Genomic DNA, 20,179 nt, shown 5'->3' with positions numbered 1-20,179 from the left:
CTTCAGTTAACGTCCCGGCGAATTCGCACTACGCCCATTTTCAGTCCAAAGGGGCGAAACACGGCATTCAGTGACTTCAACGTCTGATTACCTTCGCCATGCTCAATATGCACCAGCGTGCGTACCGAGATTTTGCACATTTTCGCGAACTGGGTCTGATGCAATCCCGTCACTTCAACGCGCAAACGGCGAACCGCTTCACCGATCTCCAGGGTTCCTTGTGCCAGTGCCTCTTGAATGTTCTCGATGAGCACAGTGCGCTCGGCAACGGTCATGCTCATTTCAGATCCCACTCTTTCAAACGTTGCTCCAGATTCTTCAATGCAATGCTCGGATGGTTCATGGTTCGATCCGGCAAACCGCTGGCAGTCAGAATATCGGGAAGTGCAGCCAAGCGCTGTGCATCCCCGCGCAAGCGCTCGAATGAGTCGGGCGCGTCAGCCAACGCAGCCAATGGATCATCTGGATCAGCAATATCTGCAAGTGCGCGGCAAACTCCACGCCAATCGACATTTCCCGCCCGCTCCAGCTCTTTTGGCCATTTGGTCGAACGGGTCACGCCTTCGTCATCCATGACCATGGGTGCCAAATCATAAATGGGCGCCAGGCGAAACGTGTTGGCTTGCCGGATGATTGCGGTATTACGGCCGTGGTTATCAGAATTACCGAGGATTTTGTTGATCAAATCCCGGCGTAGATAGTCCGCAACGAGCGTCGGAATCTGACTTGCCTGACCCGCCTCGCGCCAGAGTCCGGCGAGCATGCGGATGACATCCATATGGTTCATTGCGCTGCCTGGCGTTGTTACCTCAGCCAACGAGTAAATCGACTCGACAGCCAAACGCCTTACTTCCCCGTCCGCCGCAATGCGATCAAAGCGCTGCATCCACAGACTGGGTTTACTCGCTTCCTCCAATGCCAGACCTGCTGCAGCGACCGTTTCGATACCGAGTGTCTGTAAGGCCCTGTAGTAATGAAATTCGCTTCGCAGGATATCCTGATCAGTCAGGCCTCCTTTGTTTCGAGCAAACTTCACAAACCAGTGCTGACTGACCTCTTCATCAGCCAGTACCGCGTCGGGATACAAAAGGCCGGCACGGTTCTCGACGAGCAGCAACTTCGGAGCTTCCCCGCCAGCACCTGTGGCACCGCCAATCGCCGCGCCCAGTTCATAGGCGTACTCCAGAAAACGGTTGTCACGATTGATGACATCCTCGCGCTGGAATCCGATTGGCTTACGCTCATCCACAGCCTCGGCCGACTCTTTTATCCGCATGTTGCCGATGGGTGCCGGAGTGCTCCGGCCGAGCAGATAAAGGTCAGCGCTGATGTTTACAGGTTTCTCGTTTCCCAAGCGTGCCAAGAGAAACCTTCTGGCGGCGCCTGCCGGCGCAATGTCATGTACAAACGCGGGTGTGCCGGACCGCCGTCCTTCCCAATCCAGTGGGAACCGCGCACTCACAGCCTTGGAAAAACGAGATCCTATATCGTCGATGTTATCGACCAGGTAAGCGGTCTCGTAACCAAAACTGCAGCGACTTTCGAACCCCTGTTCAGGATTGTCGAAACTCAAGACCATGGCGTCTTGCCATTGGCCAGCGGTGAATATCTGTAATGTCAGGTTGTACATGGTTTTCCACCTGCACTGAAATGCATTTCACGCAGCCTTTGTTTGGCTTTAAATGCAATATAGTGCATTTTTAGTTCAACATGACATGATTGATCTGCAACAAAATGCAGATACGCTGTTTATATCCTCCATCAAAACGCAAAATAATGCAGATGTGATCAATCACACTTTAGACATCATTTTGTAAAAACCCTCCGCTATACAGGACGCCCCGCTTATAACAAAAAGGCCGTCCCCCCATGCCCTTCCCGCCTCAGCGTCTGTCTCTCGCCATTGCCCTGCTGATGACTGCCAACATCGCCCACGGCAAAACCGTGCAGATCGATACCGCCACCACCGCCTCGCAAACCCTGGGCGGTAGCGACACGCTGACGGTTTCGGCGCCGGGCAGTATCACCAACAGCGGCAAGGCCGTAAGCCTGAAGGACAGCACCAACGGCGTCGGTGTGGTGATCGATAACTCGGGCAAGATCATCTCCAGCGGTGGCCGGGCCATCGACAGCAGCGGAGACCTGACCAAGGCGCGTGACTACAAAATCTACAACCGCAGTGGCGGGCAGATTCTCGGTTCCAATGATGCGTTGCGCATCGACAGCAATTTCGTCAGCGGCAGTCTGTTGATCGACAACAGCGGCATCATTCGCTCGACCACCGGCCAGGCGCTGGATCTGGATGCGCTGCGCAGTGACGGGGTCAAAACCACGATCATCAACCGCGCGGGCGGGCTGATTCGCGGCGATGCCAGTGACGGTATGAAGACCGGCGCCAATGCGACGATTACCAACTACGGCGAGATTTCCACCGGCGACTCGCACAACGCCGACGAAAAATTCGACGGCATCGATATCGACTCCGCAAGCGGTGTCAGCGTGACCAACTACGGGGTGATTTCCGGCGGCCGTCACGGCATCACCACCGACCTCGGTGCAACGCTGGTCAACTATGGGCAAATCACCGGGCGCAACGGTTCCGGTTTTGGCTCCGATGGTGACGGCACAGTGATCAACCACGGCACCATCACGGGTGCCTACTCCGGGCTGCAACCCAATGGCGACGGCGATGGCGTGGATATCGACAAGATCGCCCACATCGAAAACTACGGCACGATTCAAGGCGTCGGCGCCGGTGGCGTGGACAAGGGCGGTTTCGCCAATGGCAGCGAAGGCATCGCACTAGGCGGCGGTTACATTCACAACGCCAGCGGTGCGCTGATCAGCGGCGCCAACGCGGCAATTCTGGTGGACGACGGTAGCGGCGGCTCCGGAGTCGGGGCCACCACGCTGGAAAACTTCGGCACGATTCAGGGCCTCGACGGTTTCGGTGTGAAGTTCATCGGCGAGTTCGCCGACAGCGTGATCAACGGCGGCACCATCAGCGGCAGCAATGGCCTGGCGCTGGATCTGGGCGGCGGCAACGACAGCCTGACCCTGAAGAATGGCAGCCGCTTCGTCGGCGTGGTCGATGGCGGCAGCGGGTACGATCAGGTGGTGATGGACGACGCAGCGGGCGGCAGCTTCGGTGCCAGTCGCAACTTCGAGTGGCTGGAGGTCAAGCAAGGTGCGTGGACCCTTACTGGCAGCGGTGATTTCAGTGACGGCGGCGCGGTGCGCAACGGCGCGACACTGATCAATCAGGGCGGTATTGCCGGCACTCTGACCGTAGATGCTGGCGGCGTGTATGCCGGTGGCGGCTCGGTCGGCAATCTCAACGTCAACGGCACCTTGCGCACCAACACCAGCCTCGGCCAGGCAACCATCGTTCAGGATTTGAACATGGGCAGCGCTTCGACCCTCTCCTACGGCGTCAACGCCGACGGCAGCAGTGCCCCGGTGATCGTCGGCGGCACGGCCAATCTCAATGGATCAACATTGGCGATCAATTCTGGCACCGGCACTTATCCGTGGCAGAGCCAATACACCGTGCTGCAAGCGGCGCGGGTCAACGGCACTTTCGGCACAGTCACCAGCGACTACGCGTTCCTCACGCCGACACTCGCCTACACCCCGACTCAGGTCGATCTGACCTACACCCGCAACGACGTAGCGTTCAATGAGTTTGCCGTCACCGGCAACGGCAGCAACGCGGCCAACAGCCTCGCTTCGATGGGCAAAAACAATGCGCTGTACAACGCATTGCTCAACACTACCCAAAACAGTGCTGGCGCCGCCATCGAGCAACTCGCTGGCGCCAGCAACGCCAACCTGACCAGCGCCACCCTCGGCGCCAGCAGTCAGGTCGGCAGCAGCATGCTTTCGGCAATGCAACAAATGGGCGGCAGCCCGGGCCTGATGGTTGGACTGGATCAACGCGACACTCCGGTGCTCGCGGCAAACGGCGTACCTTCCGAAGCACGTAACCTGAACGACCTGAACGACCCGAACGCCCGTGGACGCCTCTGGCTGCAAGCCATCGGCGGCTACGGCAAGCTCGATGGCGAACACGGCAACAGTGGCCTGGAGCAGCGCACTAAAGGCAGCGTGCTCGGCGCCGACTGGTCGCTTACGCCGCAATGGCGTCTGGGCGTGCTCGGCGGTTACTCGAAGACCGATCTGGACGCGACCGGCGTCGATGGCAATGTCGAGAGCTGGCACGCCGGGGTTTACGCGTTGCGTCAGAGCGGCCCGTACTCGCTGCGTCTGGGCGCGGCGTACAGCGGCCATCAAGGCGAGAGCAAACGCACGGTGGCGTTCAACGGTTTCAGCGATCGGCCCAAAGGTGATTACGACGCCGACAGCCAGCAAGCCTTCGCCGAACTCGGTTACGCCATGGGCAGCGGCCGCCTCAGCGCTGAACCGTTCGCCAGCCTCGGCTACCAGCGCTACCACCGCGACAGCTATCAGGAAAAGGGTGGCGCCGCAGCGTTGCAAGTCGACGGCCAGACTCAGGACAACTTCAACAGCACCTTCGGCCTGCGCCTCGCGCACCTCAGCAGCCTGGACAACGGCATGAGTCTGACCCCGCGCATGGCGGTCGGCTGGAAACACACTTATGGCGATGTCAGCAGTTCGACGCGCCAGGCATTCGTGGTCGGCGGCACTGCGTTCAATGTTGATGGCTCGTCGCTGGATCGCGACAGTCTGGTGCTGGAAGCGGGACTGGATGTGGGGATTTCGGCGCGCCATACATTAGGCGTGGGGTATAGCGGAGAGATTGGCAGCAACAGCCGTAATCATGGGTTGATTGGGCAGTGGCAGATGAGTTTCTGATTATTGCCAGCGGGTGGCGTCTGCAAACGTTATAGGAAAAGGCGCCGCTCCAGTCGGGCAAAATCTCCCGATCCGGCGCCGTCGTCGATTTTCCGCAAAACGCACTGACCTCGCCCCGCAATACCGTGGGAAGTAGCTGACATCGGCCCACTGGGTCATCAACCTAGAGTTCGGTCTCATTTCAAAAGAGACCGCACTTGATGCCTGCTCAACACCGATACCAACCACAAAAACTGGCTTTGGCAATTGCGCTGACGCTGGGTTGCGTCCAGCTCACTCAGGCACAGCAGCCTCCCGATCCGGTGCCGCCAGCCGAAGAGCTGATCGAGATACTCGAGAACTTCCTCAACGCCGACACCACATTCAAACACCCTCCCTTTAAAACAAAGATCCCTGCGACCAATGGTGTATCCCAGCACTTCGACGACCGAGATGACCTTGTCATCTTGCAAGCTCGCGGCAGCTTCGCCGGGTTAGTGGACGGTGGAGGCGGCAACAACGTCCTGCAACTGGATGCAGCCAAGGGGGGAATATTGGGCGAAACCAGAAATTTCGATGGACTGGAGGTCAAGCAAGGCAAATGGACCAGCACCGGGACCGAAGACTTCAATATGGGCGCATTGGTCCGAACCAAAGCTTCACTTTCCAATGAAGGAACCATCACCGGCCAGGCGTTGACTGAAGGAATCCTGATCAACAAAGGCAAAATCAACGGAAACGCCACTGTTCTTGCCGGTGGTGATTTGACCAACTTGGGCTTTATCGACGGGAATGTCAGCGTAAGCGAAACCGGGCATTTCGCTGGCAGCGGTGCGATTGGCGGACTGAAGGTTGACGGGCGCTTTTCCGTGGATCAGGTGTATGGCGCTCCCGTGATCGAGAGAGACCTGACGCTGTCCCGCACGGCCGTGTTGCTGTACGCAGTCGATGCATCCGGAGCGAGCCCGACCATCGACGTCAAAGGTACGGCCAATCTTGGCGATGCGACGCTCAAGCTGATCACCGCTGGTGACTATCCGCAAAGCAGTCAGCATACGATCCTTACCGCCGCCACAGTCGTAGGCGAGTTCGGCACGGTGGAAAACAACCTCGCCTACATGACACCCACGCTGAAATACGACAAACAATTCGTGGGTTTGACCTACACCCGAAATGAAACGCCGCTCGACCAACTGGCGACCACAGATAGCAGTCAGGCACTCGCTAAAAGCATTGAAGAAACACCTTCGCAGCCTCTGCCACCTTCCCAACCGCAACAGCCACAACAGCCCGAATCCACTGATCAACCGGTAAAAAACATCAGCGCCTCGCCCCGTGCAAACACCGCTGTTGCTGCGCTGCTCGGTACCAACAAGCCAACGGCGAGCCTGGCGCTTGAACAACTCGCTGCCGGCAGCAACGCCAATCTCGCAAACGCCACCCTGAGCAGCATTAATCCGGTCAGCGCCAGCATGCTCTCGGCGATGCATCAACTGGATAACCGCAACGGCTCAAGTGGATCAGCCAATGCGCCAAGTCTGGCCGCTGGCGGTGAAGGTTCCGGTCGGGTCTGGCTGCAAGCTCTAGGGCATGGCGGCAAGGTTGATCGCGACTTCGACACCCTGAAACATTCCTCCCAAGGCTTGGTACTGGGCGCCGACTGGCGACTCGACGAGCAATGGCATGTCGGCCTGATGGGCGCGAAATCGCAGACCCGGCTGGATGCCCGGCAGTTCGATGGCGACCTCGACAGCTGGCACCTCGGCGCCTACGCGGTACGTCAGGACGGACCATTCGCGCTGCGGCTCGGCGCGTCATACGCTGGCCATGATGGAAGCGGCAAGCGCCGGGTAGCGTTCAGCGGATTCAGCGACCGCCTCAAGAGCAACTACGACGCCAACACCCAGCAAGCCTTTGCCGAAGTCGGCTACAACCTCGGACGAGGCAATGTCAGCATCGAGCCGTTCGCCAGCCTTGGTTATCAGCGCTATCAACGTGATGATTACACCGAGAAAGGAGGCGATGCCGCGCTCAAAGTGCACGGCCAGACTCAGGACAATCTGAGCAGCACCCTCGGCCTGCGCGTTGCGAAAATCAATCGTCTGGACAACGGCATGCAGCTGACTCCGCGCTTGAGTGCGAGCGTGAAGCACACCTATGGCGAGCTCTCCAACGAAACACGTCAGCAATTGGTGAGCGGAGGAAAAAGCTTTGAGGTGGCCGGCGCCGAGACAGATCGCAATAGCCTGATGCTCGATGCAGGTCTGGATCTCACCCTCTCGGCACGTCACACCGTTGGCGTTGGCCTCACCGCCGAGGCCGGCACCGACAGCCGCAGCCACGGCGTAATGGGCCAATGGCGAATGGCGTTCTGACAAAACGCATTCTGTAGGAGCTGCGGCACGCTGCGATCTTTTGATCTTGAAGATTTCAGCCTGTGGCAGCTTCCAACGGGCGAAAAAAAAGGGGAGCACATGCCCCCCCGAGGTTTAAAGCGTTGTATCGAGGCGGTTATCTCAGCCTTCGATCTCGATCAGGATTTCGCCCGGGTTGACCCGGTCGCCCTTGGCAACGTGAATGGCAGTGACCTTGCCGGCAATCGCAGCCTGGACTTCGGTTTCCATCTTCATTGCTTCGGTAATCAGTACAGCCTGGCCAGCCTTGACGGTGTCGCCTTCCTTGACCAGTACATCAACGATGTTGCCCGGCATGGTGGTGCTGACATGGCCAGGGGCCGAAGCCTGCTTGCGCTTGCTGCTGCCACCGCTGACGAATTCGTTGAGCGGTTCGAACACCACTTCTTCCGGCATGCCGTCGATGGACAGGTAGAAGTGACGCTTGCCTTCAGCCTTGACGCCGACACCCGTGATGTCGACGCGGTAGGTCTCGCCGTGAACGTCGATGACGAACTCGGTCGGCACACCTTCGCCGCCAGCCGAGGCCACGCTGCCTGCTTCCGGGATCGGCAGCAGCACTTCCGGGGTCAGGGTGCCGGCGGCACGCTCCTCAAGGAATTTGCGCCCGATGTCCGGGAACATGGCGAAGGTCAGCACGTCTTCTTCGGACTTGGCCAGCGCGCCGATGTCGGCACGCAGCTTGGTCATTTCCGGCTTGAGCAAGTCGGCGGGACGTACGTCGATTACCTCTTCACTGCCGATCGCCTGACGACGCAGTTTTTCGTTGACCACGCCCGGCGCCTTGCCGTAGCCGCCTTGCAGGTAGAGCTTCACTTCATTGGTGATGGTCTTGTAGCGCTCGCCGGCCAGCACGTTGAAGAACGCCTGGGTGCCGACGATCTGCGATGTCGGGGTCACCAGCGGCGGGAAGCCGAGGTCTTCACGCACGCGCGGGATTTCCGCCAGCACTTCGCCCATGCGGTTGAGCGCGCCCTGCTCTTTCAGCTGGTTGGCAAGATTGGAGATCATCCCGCCAGGCACCTGGTTGACTTGCACGCGGGTGTCGACGGCGGTGAACTCGCTTTCGAACTGGTGGTACTTCTTGCGCACGGCATAGAAGTACAGGCCGATCTCTTGCAGCAGTTCGAGGTTCAGACCGGTGTCGTACTCGGTGCCCTTGAGCGCCGCGACCATCGATTCAGTACCTGGATGGCTGGTGCCCGAAGCGAAGCTGGAGATTGCGGTGTCGATGTGATCGGCACCGTTCTCGATAGCCTTGAGCTGGCACATGGTCGCGAGGCCGGCAGTGTCATGCGAGTGGATGAACACTGGCAGCGACTGTTCGGCTTTCAATGCGCGAACCAGTTCACCGGTTGCATAAGGGGTCAGCAGACCGGCCATGTCCTTGATCGCCACCGAGTCGCAACCCATGGCTTCCATCTGCTTGGCCTGGGTAACGAACGCGTCGATGGTGTGCACCGGGCTGGTGGTGTACGCGATGGTGCCTTGGGCATGTTTGCCGGCAGCTTTCACCGCTTCGATGGCCACGCGCAGGTTACGCACGTCGTTCATCGCGTCGAAGATACGGAACACGTCGATGCCGTTGACCGCTGCCTTGGCGACGAAGGCCTTGACCACGTCGTCGCTGTAATGGCGGTAGCCCAGCAGGTTCTGCCCACGCAGGAGCATTTGCAGACGGGTGTTAGGCAACGCCGCGCGCAGTTGGCGCAGACGCTCCCACGGATCTTCCTTGAGGAAGCGGACGCAGGCGTCGAACGTCGCGCCGCCCCAGCACTCCAGCGACCAGTAGCCGACTTTGTCGAGCTTGTCGCAGATCGGCAGCATGTCTTCGGTGCGCATGCGGGTGGCGAGCAGCGATTGGTGAGCGTCGCGCAGGATGGTGTCGGTGACAAAGATCTTCTTGGACATTGTTGTATTCCTCACAGGCCTGCGTGGGCGGCGATGGCGGCGGCGATGGCCAGGGCCAGCTCTTCGGGTTTGCGCTTGATCGAGTAGTTGGTCAGTTCAGGGTGGCTTTCAACGAAGCTGGTATTGAACTGGCCGCTGCGGAATTCCGGGTTGCGCAGGATTTCCTGGTAGTACGCGGCGGTGGTCTTCACGCCTTGCAGACGCATGTCGTCGAGGGCGCGCAGCCCACGGTCCATCGCCTCTTCCCAGGTCAGGGCCCACACAACCAGCTTCAGGCACATCGAGTCGTAGAACGGCGGGATGGTGTAACCGGTGTAGATCGCCGTGTCGGTGCGCACGCCGGGACCACCGGGGGCGTAGTAACGGGTGATCTTGCCGAAGCTCGGCAGGAAGTTGTTTTTCGGGTCTTCGGCGTTGATGCGGAACTGCAACGCGAAACCACGGTGCTGGATGTCTTCCTGTTTCACCGACAGCGGCAGGCCGGAGGCGATGCGGATCTGTTCGCGGACGATGTCGATCCCGGTGATTTCTTCGGTGATCGTGTGTTCGACCTGCACCCGGGTGTTCATCTCCATGAAGTACACCTCGCCCTCGGCGAGCAGGAACTCCACGGTGCCGGCGTTCTCGTAACCCACGGCCTTGGCCGCACGCACCGACAGGTCGCCGATATAGGCGCGCTGTTCCGGGGTCAGTTGCGGGCTCGGAGCGATTTCGATCAGCTTCTGGTTGCGGCGCTGAATCGAGCAGTCACGCTCGAACAGGTGCACGACGTTGCCGAAGCTGTCGCCGAGAATCTGCGCTTCGATGTGTTTCGGATTGACGATGCACTTTTCCAGGAACACTTCCGCCGAACCGAAGGCCTTGGTCGCTTCGGAAATGACCCGGGGGAAGTTCTGTTCGAGTTCTTCGCGGCTGTTGCAGCGACGGATGCCGCGACCGCCACCACCGGAGGTGGCCTTGAGCATCACCGGGTAACCGATACGGTCGCCTTCTGTCAGCGCTTCGGCGATGTCCGCGACGTTGCCTTCGGTGCCCGGAGTAACCGGCACGCCAGCCTTGATCATGCTGCGGCGGGCTTCGGTCTTGTCGCCCATGCGGCGAATCACTTCAGCCGATGGACCGATGAATTTGATTCCGCGTTCGGCGCAGATGTCCGCCAGCTCGGGGTTTTCCGAAAGGAAACCGTAACCCGGGTGCAGTGCATCGCAGCCGGTTTCCACCGCCAGGTTCACCAGCTTGCGCGGGTTCAGGTAACCGGCCAGTGGCTCGGCACCAATGCTGTGGGCCTCGTCCGCACGCTTCACATGCAAGGCATGCCGGTCGGCGTCGGAAAAAATCGCAACCGAGCGAATGCCCATTTCGGCGCAGGCTCGCACGATTCGTACGGCAATCTCACCACGGTTGGCGATCAGGATCTTTGTTATCACTTGGAGGTTCCCTTGAGCCGGTGGCATCACGACCTGCTAGACCCAGGTCGACGCGTGACCAAATGTTTCAATCTGGTCGCGTCTTCACACTAGCGCCCACAAGGGATTAACAAAAATGAATAATTATTGGGTCAGGCATAAGCAAAGACTTATAGTTAAACCATCAGCCGCCGGCCAGAGCCTATAAAAAATGCGTAAGTCCTTGATGCGTATGACATTGCGTCAATTGCAGATCTTCAACGAAGTGTGTGATTTACGCTCTTACAGCCGCGCAGCCGAGGAAATGTCTCTCACGCAACCGGCCGTCAGCCTACAGATTCGTCAGCTGGAAGAGCTGATCGGCCAGCCATTGTTCGATTACGTCGGCAAAAAACTCTACATGACCGAAGCCGCTGAGGCACTCCAACGCGCCAGCCGGGACATTTTCGGGCGTCTGGAAAACCTCGATATGCAACTGTCGGACATGCAGGGATCGCTGCAGGGACAATTGAAGCTGGCAGTTGAATCCAGCGCCAAATATTTTGTGCCGCACCTGTTCGCCGCCTTCAAGCGCCAGCACCCGGAAGTGAATCTGCAACTGACCGTGGTCAATCGCGGCCAAGTGATCCGCCGCCTCTCCGACAACCGCGATGATCTGGTGATCATGTCGATGGTCCCGCAGGACATGGGCCTGGAATTCTTGCCTTTCCTTAACAACCCGATTGTCGCCGTCGCCCCACCGGATCATCCGTTGGCGCACATGGGCCCGCTGCGTTTACAGGATCTGGAACCCTATACGCTGCTGATCCGCGAACCCGGCTCGGGTTCTCGACTGGCGTGCGAAGAGTATTTCAAAGAGAAGCGCGTGCACTTCACCCAGACCCAGGAAGTGGCATCCGCCGAAGCTCAGCGCGAGTGCGTATTGGCAGGTCTGGGCCTGGCGCTGTTGACGCGCCATGCCCTGAACCTGGAGCTGGCGACCGGCGGACTGGTGGAGTTGCCGGTCGAGGAATTGCCGCTGCTGCGCAGTTGGTGTCTGGTTCAGGCCAAGGCCAAACGCCTGTCACCGGTGGCGCACGCCTTCCTGGCGTTTATCCGCAGCGAACGGACGCAGATCAGCGCGCTGGTTGAGCGCTTCGACGGGAAGCTGCGGGTGCTGCCTGCCAGTGATTGATGTCCGGGAAGTCGACGATTTCGGCCTGAAGCTGGCGAAGTTCGAAGCGATCTTCGATAGCTCGGCGGAATTCCATGCGGCGCTGGTCTTCCTGCTGACGACGGGTTTTCGCGGCGCTGTTGCGTTCTTCGTAAGGCTGAGCCATTTCGAGTCTCCCAAGGCGATTACGGGAGTTTCACGATAGGCGCGAGGGATGACGGTTTGGCGGCTTGGACGTTACAGACAGATGAAACTTGCGGATGGTTGCGGTGTTTTCATAGATGCCATCGCGAGCAGGCTCGCTCCCACATTTGATCCCGATAAGACACAGAGTTTGTGTTCACCGCGACCCCCTGTGGGAGCGAGCCTGCTCGCGATTAAGGTCGGAACGACCTTACGATGACTTTAGTCATCAAGGGCTTTCGCGGCTTTTGGCGACAACCGCAAGCTGCGCAGACTGCGCTTCACGCTCTTGAGGTGGTTGACCAGGCTCGGCCCACGCGCCATGGCTACGCCCATCGCCAGCACATCGATCACCACCAGATGGGCGATACGCGAAGTCAGCGGCGTGTAGATTTCAGTGTCTTCATGCACATCGATCGCCAGATTGACCGTCGACAGCTCAGCCAACGGCGTCTGGCTCGGGCACAAGGTAATCAACGATGCACCGCTCTCGCGCACCAGGTTGGCGGTGATCAGCAGATCCTTGGAGCGGCCGGACTGGGAAATGCAGATCGCCACATCGGTCGGCTTCAAGGTTACGGCCGACATCGCCTGCATGTGCGGATCGGAATACGCCGCTGCGGTCAGCAGCAAACGGAAGAATTTATGCTGCGCATCCGCCGCCACCGCGCCCGACGCACCAAAGCCGTAGAACTCGACGCGTTGCGCTTGCGACATCAGCGTCACCGCGCGCTGCAATTCCACCGGATCGAGCTTCTCGCGAACCTCCATCAGCGTGTGCAGGGTGGTGTCGAAAATCTTCAGACTGTAGTCGGCGACGGAGTCGTCTTCGTGGATCGCGAACTGGCCGAAGCTGGCACCGGCGGCCAGGCTCTGGGCCAATTTGAGTTTCAGATCCTGAAAACCGGAGCAACCGATGGCGCGGCAAAAACGCACGATGGTCGGCTCACTGATGCCAACGCTGTGGGCCAGGTCGGCCATGGAACTGTGCATCACCGCCGCAGGGTCAAGCAGCACGTGGTCGGCGACCTTGAGCTCCGACTTGCGTAACAGGTGACGTGACTGGGCAATGTGTTGCAGCAGATTCAAGGGGCTGGACTCTTGTTGTGGGCAGGACTGTTTATGGGCAGACGCCAAGGATGTAGCAAGCTTGTAGTTATACTACATGAATTGTCTTTTTGCCTGCTCAATGCGTAACTCGATGCCCCCGTATCAGGCGCGATGCACTGCATGTAGCCCTTAAAACGGGTTTTCCTGTTCACGCAGAAGCCTGGCCAACGCAATGGCCTCGACCGGGCGACTGATCAGATAGCCCTGCACTTCATCGCAACACTCGGCGCGCAAGAACTCCAGCTGATCCTCGCGTTCGACGCCCTCGGCCACCACTTTCAGCGACAGCCCATGCGCCATGGCAATGATCGCCCGGGTGATCGCCGCATCCTCACTGCCCTGCCCCAGACCGCGAATGAATGCCTGATCGATCTTTACGTAATCCACCGGGATGCGCTTGAGATAACTCAACGACGAGTAGCCGGTGCCGAAGTCGTCAATCGCCAGCTTCACCCCGAGGTCGCGCAGTTGCTGGAAGGTCGCGATGATGTGTTCGACGCTGTCGAGCAACTGGCTTTCGGTGAGTTCCAGCTCCAGACAGTGCGGCGCCAGGCCGGTTTCTTCCAGTACCTGACGCACCAGACTGACCAGTTTGCCCTGACGCAATTGATGCACCGACAGGTTCACCGAAACCCGAATCGGTGCCAGACCCTGACGCTGCCATTCGCACGCCTGCCAGCAGGCCTGACGCAGCACGAATTCACCGATAGGGCCGATCAGCCCGGTCTCCTCCGCCAGCCCGATAAAGTCCCCCGGCGGCACCCGGCCCATGGTCGGATGATCCCAGCGCACCAGAGCTTCCGCCGCATTCAGGCGGCCGGTCTCCAGGCACAGTTTCGGCTGGTAGTACACGTTCAACTGCTTTTCATCGATGGCTTTGCGCAGCTGATTTTCCAGCTGCAAGCGCTCAAGCGTGCTGGCCTGCAAGCTCTCGGTGTAGAACTGGAAGTTGTTCCCGCCCAGATGCTTGGCGTGCTGCATGGCCATGTTCGACTGGCTGACCAGTGCGGAAATTTCCCGAGCGTTGTCCGGCAACATACTGATGCCCATCGAGGCACTGACCACCAGTTCATGCCCTTCAACTGTCAGCGGCAAGCGCAGCTTGGCCGACAGCCGCGTCGCCACCCGCGCTAGACTCGACAAGTTGCCGTACGCATCGAACAGCACGGCAAACTCATCGCCGGACAATCTGGCGATGGTGTCGGCCTCCGGCAAAGCGTTGACCAGCCGTCGAGACATTTTCTGCAGCAACTGATCCGCAACTTCGTGACCGAGGCTGTCGTTGAGCAACTTGAACCGATCAAGGTTGATGTGCAGCAACGCCAGACTGCGCCGCCCGCCCTGGCGCACACGCTGATGGGCTTCATGCAGACGCTCGCGAAACAGCGAGCGATTCGCCAGCCCGGTCAGTTCATCGTAATGCGTCAGATAGCGCATGCGCTCTTCGGATTCGCGGCGGGCCGAAAGATCGGCGAAGAAGCCTACGATATGACTGACGTTTCCCCGACTATCGCGCACAGCGTTCAATTGCAGCCATTGCGGATAAAGCTCGCCATTCTTGCGGGTTTCAACCAGTTCGCCCTGCCAACTGCCATGCTGCTCCAGCTCATGGCGGATCGCGACGTAATGGCGGCGCGCATCGCGGCTGCACGGCAACTCGACAACGTTGCGCCCGAGCATGTCATCAATGTCATAACCGGTGACCCGGCTGAACGCTTGATTGATCGCGATCAGCGCGTAATCAGGGTCAAGAATCACAATGCCTTCGCTGGCCGCTTCAAACACCGTTGCCGCCAGTTGCCGTTGCTGTTCGAGGTTTTTGCTGGCGCTGATATCGCGCCGGGTGCCGACCATGCGGATCACCCGCCCGCTTTCGCTACGCTCCACCGCACGCCCACGGTCTTCGATCCAGACCCAATGACCGTCGCCGTGACGCACGCGGTATTCGATCTGATAGTCCTCGGTGCGGCCCTTCAGATGTTCGATCAGCGCATGCTTGAGCGCCGGCACGTCTTCCGAATGCAGTCGTGGCTTGAGGTCGCGCAGGATCGCCGTGACGTATTCCGGGGCGAGGCCGAACAGTTCCTGAATCTGCGTGTGATGGACTTCGTCGGTTTGCAGGTTCCAGTCCCACAAGCCCAGTTCGCTGGCCTTCAACGCGAGCGCCAGCCGCGCCTCGCTTTTGCTCAGGGCCTGATTGGCGACGTCCAGTTCGCGACTGCGCTGGGCAACGCGGTCTTCCAGCGCGACTTGCGCCTCGCGCAGCTTGCCCTCGGCACAGCGGCGATGCTCGATCTCTTTGGCCAGCTCTTTATTGAGCTGGTCGCTGCGGGCCTGGGCTTGTTGCAAATGTTCGATCAGGTGCTGATTCTGGAAGCGTCGCAGCAAACCACGATCGATCAGACGATTGACCTGCCACGCCACCACGCTCAACGATCCGAGCAGGATCAGTCCCAGCCAGCCCCAGCCACGCGCCAGTTCGTCGCCACCCCAGAACAGATAACCGATGGCCGGCAGCAGACACGGCAAAGTAAAGGACAGAAAGGCCGGCAGGCTCACCGCGTAGGCAACACTCGCCGACAAGGTCGCGGCGCCGATCAGGCCGAACACCCAGGCTTGCTGTATGAAATTGTCGGCGGGCACCAGGGCGATGCCGGCGCCGGCCAGCGTCAGGCCGGTCATAGTCGAACCGAGCAGGAACATCCGGCCCCAGATTGGCTGAGCCTGGCGATTGGGGATCGCCGAATCGAACGCGGCGACCTGAATCACCCGTAACGCCACCAGCGACAGCAACCACACCAGCCAGATGCTGACCACGAAGTAGCGCTGCGGGCTCCAGAGCAAACCGGCGCAGACCAGACCATTGATCAACATGAAAAGAGTGGGCAACAACGAGCCTTGATACAACAGGCGCGTGCGCTCGACCGCCATCTCCATGGCGTAATGCTTGCGGATAACCCGGGGTTCCACAGAGGGGCCCGACAGTTCGGAGCTGAGGGTCATGGGCAACGTTCTTGTTCTTATAAGGGGGGCGTGCGCCCGAAACGTGGACGGAGCATACACAAGCCAACCCACTTGCCAAACTGCTCCAGATCATAATTTCACCGAAACTTTTCGCCTCCAAGACACCGACAAAACCCGCGGAGCCAGACGGGCTGACGCCTTCAGCCAGTGACCGACCGGTCGTCATTGGCAGGACTTTCATCGGCTAATGCAAAGCTCGGTTTGCCCGGGCTGGCGGCGCACCCTAGAATGCGCCGATGCGCGATGATCTCTCCCTTCTGCTGAACTCTCTCAACGATGCCCAACGCCAGGCCGTAGCGGCCCCCGTTGGCCGTCAGTTGGTCCTGGCCGGTGCTGGCTCCGGTAAAACCCGAGTGCTGGTGCACCGTATCGCCTGGTTGATCCAGGTCGAAAACGCCTCGCCCCACTCCATTCTGTCGGTGACCTTCACCAACAAGGCCGCTGCCGAGATGCGTCACCGCATCGAGCAGTTGATGGGTATTAACCCGGCCGGCATGTGGGTCGGTACCTTCCACGGCCTGGCACACCGCTTGCTGCGTGCCCATTGGCAGGAAGCCGGCCTGAGCCAGACCTTCCAGATTCTCGACAGCGATGACCAGCAGCGTCTGGTCAAGCGGGTGATCCGCGAGCTGGGGCTCGATGAGCAACGCTGGCCGGCCCGTCAGGCGCAGTGGTTTATCAACGGGCAGAAAGACGAAGGTCTGCGCCCGAAACACATTCAGGCCAGCGGTGATCTATACCTGGCCACCATGCGCAGCATTTATGAAGCCTACGAGGCTGCCTGTCTGCGCGCCGGCGTTATCGACTTCTCCGAACTGCTGCTGCGTGCTCTCGACCTGTGGCGCGACCATCCAGGTCTGCTGGCGCATTATCAGAAGCGTTTCCGGCACATTCTGGTGGACGAGTTCCAGGACACCAACGCCGTGCAGTACGCCTGGTTGCGTCTGCTTGGTCATGGCGGCGACAGCCTGATGGTGGTCGGCGACGACGACCAGTCGATCTACGGCTGGCGCGGCGCGAAAATCGAGAACATCCACCAGTACTCCGCCGACTTCCCGGACGCCGAGACCATTCGTCTGGAGCAGAACTACCGCTCCACCGCCGGCATCCTCAAAGCGGCCAACGCCCTGATCGCCAACAACACCGGACGTCTCGGTAAAGAGCTGTGGACCGATGGCGGCGACGGCGAAGCGATCAACCTGTACGCCGCGTTCAATGAACACGACGAAGCACGCTACGTTGTCGAAACCATCGAAAGTGCGCTGAAAACCGGCCTGGCTCGCAGCGATATCGCGATTCTGTACCGCTCCAACGCCCAATCGCGCGTTTTGGAAGAAGCCTTGCTGCGCGAACGCATTCCGTACCGCATCTACGGCGGCCAACGCTTCTTCGAGCGTGCGGAAATCAAAAACGCCATGGCCTACCTGCGCTTGCTGGAAGGTCGCGGCAACGACGCGGCACTGGAGCGGGTGATCAACGTTCCGGCACGCGGCATCGGCGAGAAAACCGTCGAAGCGATCCGCGAACATGCACGCCACAGCGATGTGTCGATGTGGGAAGCCATGCGTCTGCTGGTCGCCAACAAAGGTCTGACCGGCCGCGCGGCTGGCGCCCTCGGTGCCTTTATCGAGCTGATCGAAAACCTCGCCGCCAAGTGCGCCGAGATGCCGTTGCACCTGATGACCCAGACCGTCATCGAGCAATCCGGCCTGATCGCTTATCACGAAGCGGAAAAAGGCGAGAAAGGTCAGGCCCGGGTAGAAAACCTTGAGGAACTGGTCAGCGCCGCACGCAACTTCGAAAACACCGAGGAAGACGAAGAACTGACGCCATTGGCAGCGTTCCTCGGCCACGCTTCGCTGGAGGCTGGCGACACTCAGGCCGACGAACACGAAGACAGCATTCAGTTGATGACGCTGCACAGCGCCAAAGGCCTGGAATTCCCTTACGTGTTCCTGGTGGGCATGGAAGAAGGCCTGTTCCCGCACAAGATGAGCCTGGAAGAACCGGGTCGTCTTGAAGAGGAACGGCGTCTGGCTTACGTCGGCATCACCCGGGCGATGCAAAATCTGGTGATGACCTATGCTGAGACCCGACGCCTGTACGGCAGCGAAACCTACAACAAGGTCTCGCGTTTCGTACGAGAAGTGCCAAAAGGTCTGATTCAGGAAGTGCGTCTGTCGAACAGCGTCAGCCGACCGTTCGGCGGCAATCAGTCGATGAGTGGCAGCAACCTGTTCAGCGGCAGCGAGATTCCGGAAACCGGCTTCAGCCTTGGTCAGGCTGTGCGGCATTCGATCTTCGGTGAAGGGGTGATCCTCAACTTCGAAGGTGCGGGAGCGCAGGCGCGGGTGCAGGTGAACTTCAGCGAAGGCAGCAAGTGGTTGATGCTCGGTTACGCGAAGCTGGAAGCCATTTAAAGCCTTACCCGATTGCGTTTCTGTAGGAGTGAGCCTGCTCGCGATGGTGGAGGGTCAGACGACAATATGTTGAATGACCGATGGATATCGCGAGCAGGCTCACTCCTACAGGGTTTGGCGCTGGATTATCAGAAAGGATAAACGCATGGGCTCAGGCTTCTTTTCTTCCTGGACATTCTGGGCACTGCTTTCAGCCACATTCGCCGCGCTGACGGCGATCTTCGCCAAAGTCGGCATCGAAAACGTCAATTCCGACTTTGCCACTCTGCTGCGCACCATCGTGGTATTGGTCAGCCTGGCCTTGATTTTGTACGCCACGGGCCAATATCAGTCATTGGGATCGATCTCCGCCAAGAGCTACCTGTTCCTGCTGTTGTCCGGTCTGGGCACAGGCGCGTCGTGGCTGTGCTACTTCCGCGCACTGAAAGTCGGCCCGGCCTCGCTGGTCGCTCCGGTCGACAAACTCAGCGTGGTGCTGGTGGCGGTGCTCGGCGTGGTCCTGCTGGGCGAAAAACTCGACCTGCGCCAATGGGGCGGCATCGGCCTGATCACGGCCGGTGTGGTGATGCTGGCGTTTCGTCGCTAAGCACCTGTCTCACTAAACCTGTCCGGTTTTCCTACAGACAAAAGTACATGGCCTTATTGCTTCGACGGAGCTGAACGTAACCTGTCAGGCAAAAGCCCGAAACACTCTCTCGCTAGCCAGTAACACTTCAGCTGTGCAACATGGCGCGCGTGTCTCCACAAACGGGAATTCCCTTTATGAAACGTTTTCTTAGCATCGCCATGGCGTTGTGCATCGGCCTGACGATGAGCCTCGACGCCAACGCCAAGCGCTTTGGTGGTGGCAAAAGCGCCGGCGCTGCGCCGTCGCACCAGACCAGCCAGATGGCTCCTTCTTCTCCAGGCATGGGCGGCGCTGCGGCGACCGCTGGTGCTGCCGGTGCCGCTGGCGCCGCGGCCAAGGCCGGCGGTGCTTCGCGCTGGCTCGGCCCTCTGGCCGGCATCGCCGCCGGTGGCCTGCTCGCTTCCATGTTCATGGGCGGCGGCTTCCAGGGCATGCAGATCTTCGACATCCTGATCATGGCTGTGATCGCGTTCGTGATCTTCCGCTTCATCGCCGCTCGTCGACGCAAGCAGCAGGAGCACATGGCTCCGGCTGGCGCGCCGATGCAGCGTGAAGTGTTCGAACAGAAGCCAGCGGCAATGGGTTCGATCTTCGGTGGTTCGGCTGCACCTGCTGCCGCCCGTCCGGTGATCAACGCGCCGGCCTGGTTCAACGAACACAGCTTCCTTGAAGCTGCACGCAGCCACTTCCAGTCGCTGCAGCAGCACTGGGATGCCAACGAAATGGACAAGATTGCCGAGTTCGTGACCCCGCAAATGCTCGAGTTCCTCAAGCGTGAGCGTGCTGAACTGGGTGATGCGTTCCAGTCGACCTTCATCGACAACCTCCAGGTACAACTGGATGGCGTGGATGATCGCGCAGACAAGACCATCGCCACCCTGACCTTCAGCGGCGTGTCGAAAAACTCGCGTTTCGACCAGGGCGAAGTGTTCAGCGAAAGCTGGAACATGGAACGTCCGCAGGGCGACAACCAGCCTTGGCTGGTCGCCGGTATCCGCCAGAACGGCTGATACTCCCTGCGTTAAGCATGCAGTAACGAAAACCCCGGACTCGTCCGGGGTTTTTCTATTTCGCAGTTGCATCTATAGCGAGCTACTGTATAAACCGCCCCATAT

General features: G+C 59.6%; 13 protein-coding genes. 6 read left to right on the top strand and 7 right to left on the bottom strand.

Annotated elements, in window-relative coordinates; all coding sequences use genetic code 11:
- Positions 1-2: 2 nt before the first annotated feature.
- The gene (locus ACIOZM_RS10920; RefSeq protein ID WP_401213175.1) at positions 3-281 is read right to left on the bottom strand and encodes a helix-turn-helix domain-containing protein; all 279 of its coding nucleotides are present in this window, start codon (positions 279-281) and stop codon (positions 3-5) included.
- Positions 278-1,630 (bottom strand): HipA domain-containing protein, encoded by a 1,353-nt coding sequence (locus ACIOZM_RS10915; RefSeq protein ID WP_401213173.1) that lies wholly within the window; start codon positions 1,628-1,630, stop codon positions 278-280. The genes ACIOZM_RS10920 and ACIOZM_RS10915 overlap by 4 nt, the downstream gene beginning before the upstream one ends.
- 239 nt (positions 1,631-1,869) lie before the next feature.
- Between ACIOZM_RS10915 and ACIOZM_RS10910 the strand changes: the two genes are divergently transcribed.
- Both ACIOZM_RS10910 and ACIOZM_RS10905 read left to right on the top strand, forming a co-directional pair.
- Positions 1,870-4,836: an autotransporter domain-containing protein gene (locus tag ACIOZM_RS10910; protein ID WP_401213170.1), complete on the top strand. Its 2,967-nt coding sequence runs from the start codon at positions 1,870-1,872 to the stop codon at positions 4,834-4,836.
- Positions 4,837-5,036: 200 nt separating this feature from the next.
- Positions 5,037-7,190 carry an autotransporter domain-containing protein gene (locus tag ACIOZM_RS10905; RefSeq protein ID WP_401213167.1) on the top strand — a complete coding sequence of 718 codons (2,154 nt, stop codon included), beginning with the start codon at positions 5,037-5,039 and terminating at the stop codon, positions 7,188-7,190.
- A 141-nt stretch (positions 7,191-7,331) separates the two neighbouring features.
- Here ACIOZM_RS10905 and oadA read toward each other — a convergent pair whose 3' ends face one another.
- Together oadA and ACIOZM_RS10895 are read right to left on the bottom strand one after the other, a co-directional pair.
- A complete protein-coding gene (gene oadA / locus ACIOZM_RS10900) occupies positions 7,332-9,140 on the bottom strand; it encodes a sodium-extruding oxaloacetate decarboxylase subunit alpha (RefSeq protein WP_150649083.1) in 1,809 nt (602 codons plus the stop codon).
- A gap of 11 nt (positions 9,141-9,151) precedes the next feature.
- Complete coding sequence (locus tag ACIOZM_RS10895; RefSeq protein ID WP_401213163.1) at positions 9,152-10,567, bottom strand: acetyl-CoA carboxylase biotin carboxylase subunit; 1,416 nt, start codon at positions 10,565-10,567, stop codon at positions 9,152-9,154.
- Between the two features lie 190 nt (positions 10,568-10,757).
- On the opposite strand from ACIOZM_RS10895, the gene ACIOZM_RS10890 reads away from it, so the two are divergent.
- Positions 10,758-11,720 carry a LysR family transcriptional regulator gene (locus tag ACIOZM_RS10890; protein ID WP_401213161.1) on the top strand — a complete coding sequence of 321 codons (963 nt, stop codon included), beginning with the start codon at positions 10,758-10,760 and terminating at the stop codon, positions 11,718-11,720.
- On the opposite strand, the gene ACIOZM_RS10885 is transcribed toward ACIOZM_RS10890, so the two are convergent.
- From ACIOZM_RS10885 to ACIOZM_RS10875, 3 genes are all read right to left on the bottom strand, one after another.
- The gene (locus ACIOZM_RS10885; RefSeq protein WP_401213158.1) at positions 11,662-11,865 is read right to left on the bottom strand and encodes a PA3496 family putative envelope integrity protein; all 204 of its coding nucleotides are present in this window, start codon (positions 11,863-11,865) and stop codon (positions 11,662-11,664) included. The two genes, ACIOZM_RS10890 and ACIOZM_RS10885, sit on opposite strands and share 59 nt — an antisense overlap.
- Before the next feature lie 239 nt (positions 11,866-12,104).
- The gene (gene hexR, locus ACIOZM_RS10880) at positions 12,105-12,971 is read right to left on the bottom strand and encodes a transcriptional regulator HexR (RefSeq protein WP_007912071.1); all 867 of its coding nucleotides are present in this window, start codon (positions 12,969-12,971) and stop codon (positions 12,105-12,107) included.
- A 150-nt stretch (positions 12,972-13,121) separates the two neighbouring features.
- Positions 13,122-15,995, bottom strand: coding sequence for a putative bifunctional diguanylate cyclase/phosphodiesterase (locus tag ACIOZM_RS10875; protein WP_401213156.1), 2,874 nt, complete (start codon positions 15,993-15,995; stop codon positions 13,122-13,124).
- 257 nt (positions 15,996-16,252) lie between these two features.
- Between ACIOZM_RS10875 and uvrD the strand changes: the two genes are divergently transcribed.
- From uvrD to ACIOZM_RS10860, 3 genes are all read left to right on the top strand, one after another.
- Complete coding sequence (uvrD, locus tag ACIOZM_RS10870; RefSeq protein ID WP_401213153.1) at positions 16,253-18,436, top strand: DNA helicase II; 2,184 nt, start codon at positions 16,253-16,255, stop codon at positions 18,434-18,436.
- A 145-nt stretch (positions 18,437-18,581) separates the two neighbouring features.
- Positions 18,582-19,022 carry an EamA family transporter gene (locus ACIOZM_RS10865; RefSeq protein WP_201229418.1) on the top strand — a complete coding sequence of 147 codons (441 nt, stop codon included), beginning with the start codon at positions 18,582-18,584 and terminating at the stop codon, positions 19,020-19,022.
- Positions 19,023-19,198: 176 nt separating this feature from the next.
- Complete coding sequence (locus ACIOZM_RS10860; RefSeq protein ID WP_401213149.1) at positions 19,199-20,074, top strand: Tim44 domain-containing protein; 876 nt, start codon at positions 19,199-19,201, stop codon at positions 20,072-20,074.
- The last annotated feature ends 105 nt before the right edge of the window (positions 20,075-20,179 follow it).

It is taken from the genome of Pseudomonas sp. NPDC087346 (assembly GCF_044744235.1).
Classification (GTDB): domain Bacteria; phylum Pseudomonadota; class Gammaproteobacteria; order Pseudomonadales; family Pseudomonadaceae; genus Aquipseudomonas.
This window is presented reverse-complemented; position numbering and strand designations above follow the sequence as displayed.

Excerpts from the sequence above, each read along its gene's own strand:
- ACIOZM_RS10910 (WP_401213170.1), top strand. The coding sequence starts at position 1,870 with ATGCCCTTCCCGCCTCAGCGTCTGTCTCTCGCCATTGCCCTGCTGATG.
- ACIOZM_RS10875 (WP_401213156.1), bottom strand. The coding sequence starts at position 15,995 with ATGACCCTCAGCTCCGAACTGTCGGGCCCCTCTGTGGAACCCCGGGTT.
- ACIOZM_RS10905 (WP_401213167.1), top strand. The coding sequence starts at position 5,037 with ATGCCTGCTCAACACCGATACCAACCACAAAAACTGGCTTTGGCAATT.
- ACIOZM_RS10860 (WP_401213149.1), top strand. The coding sequence starts at position 19,199 with ATGAAACGTTTTCTTAGCATCGCCATGGCGTTGTGCATCGGCCTGACG.
- uvrD (WP_401213153.1), top strand. The coding sequence starts at position 16,253 with ATGCGCGATGATCTCTCCCTTCTGCTGAACTCTCTCAACGATGCCCAA.
- oadA (WP_150649083.1), bottom strand. The coding sequence starts at position 9,140 with ATGTCCAAGAAGATCTTTGTCACCGACACCATCCTGCGCGACGCTCAC.
- ACIOZM_RS10890 (WP_401213161.1), top strand. The coding sequence starts at position 10,758 with ATGCGTAAGTCCTTGATGCGTATGACATTGCGTCAATTGCAGATCTTC.
- ACIOZM_RS10865 (WP_201229418.1), top strand. The coding sequence starts at position 18,582 with ATGGGCTCAGGCTTCTTTTCTTCCTGGACATTCTGGGCACTGCTTTCA.
- ACIOZM_RS10920 (WP_401213175.1), bottom strand. The coding sequence starts at position 281 with ATGAGCATGACCGTTGCCGAGCGCACTGTGCTCATCGAGAACATTCAA.
- ACIOZM_RS10885 (WP_401213158.1), bottom strand. The coding sequence starts at position 11,865 with ATGGCTCAGCCTTACGAAGAACGCAACAGCGCCGCGAAAACCCGTCGT.
- ACIOZM_RS10915 (WP_401213173.1), bottom strand. The coding sequence starts at position 1,630 with ATGTACAACCTGACATTACAGATATTCACCGCTGGCCAATGGCAAGAC.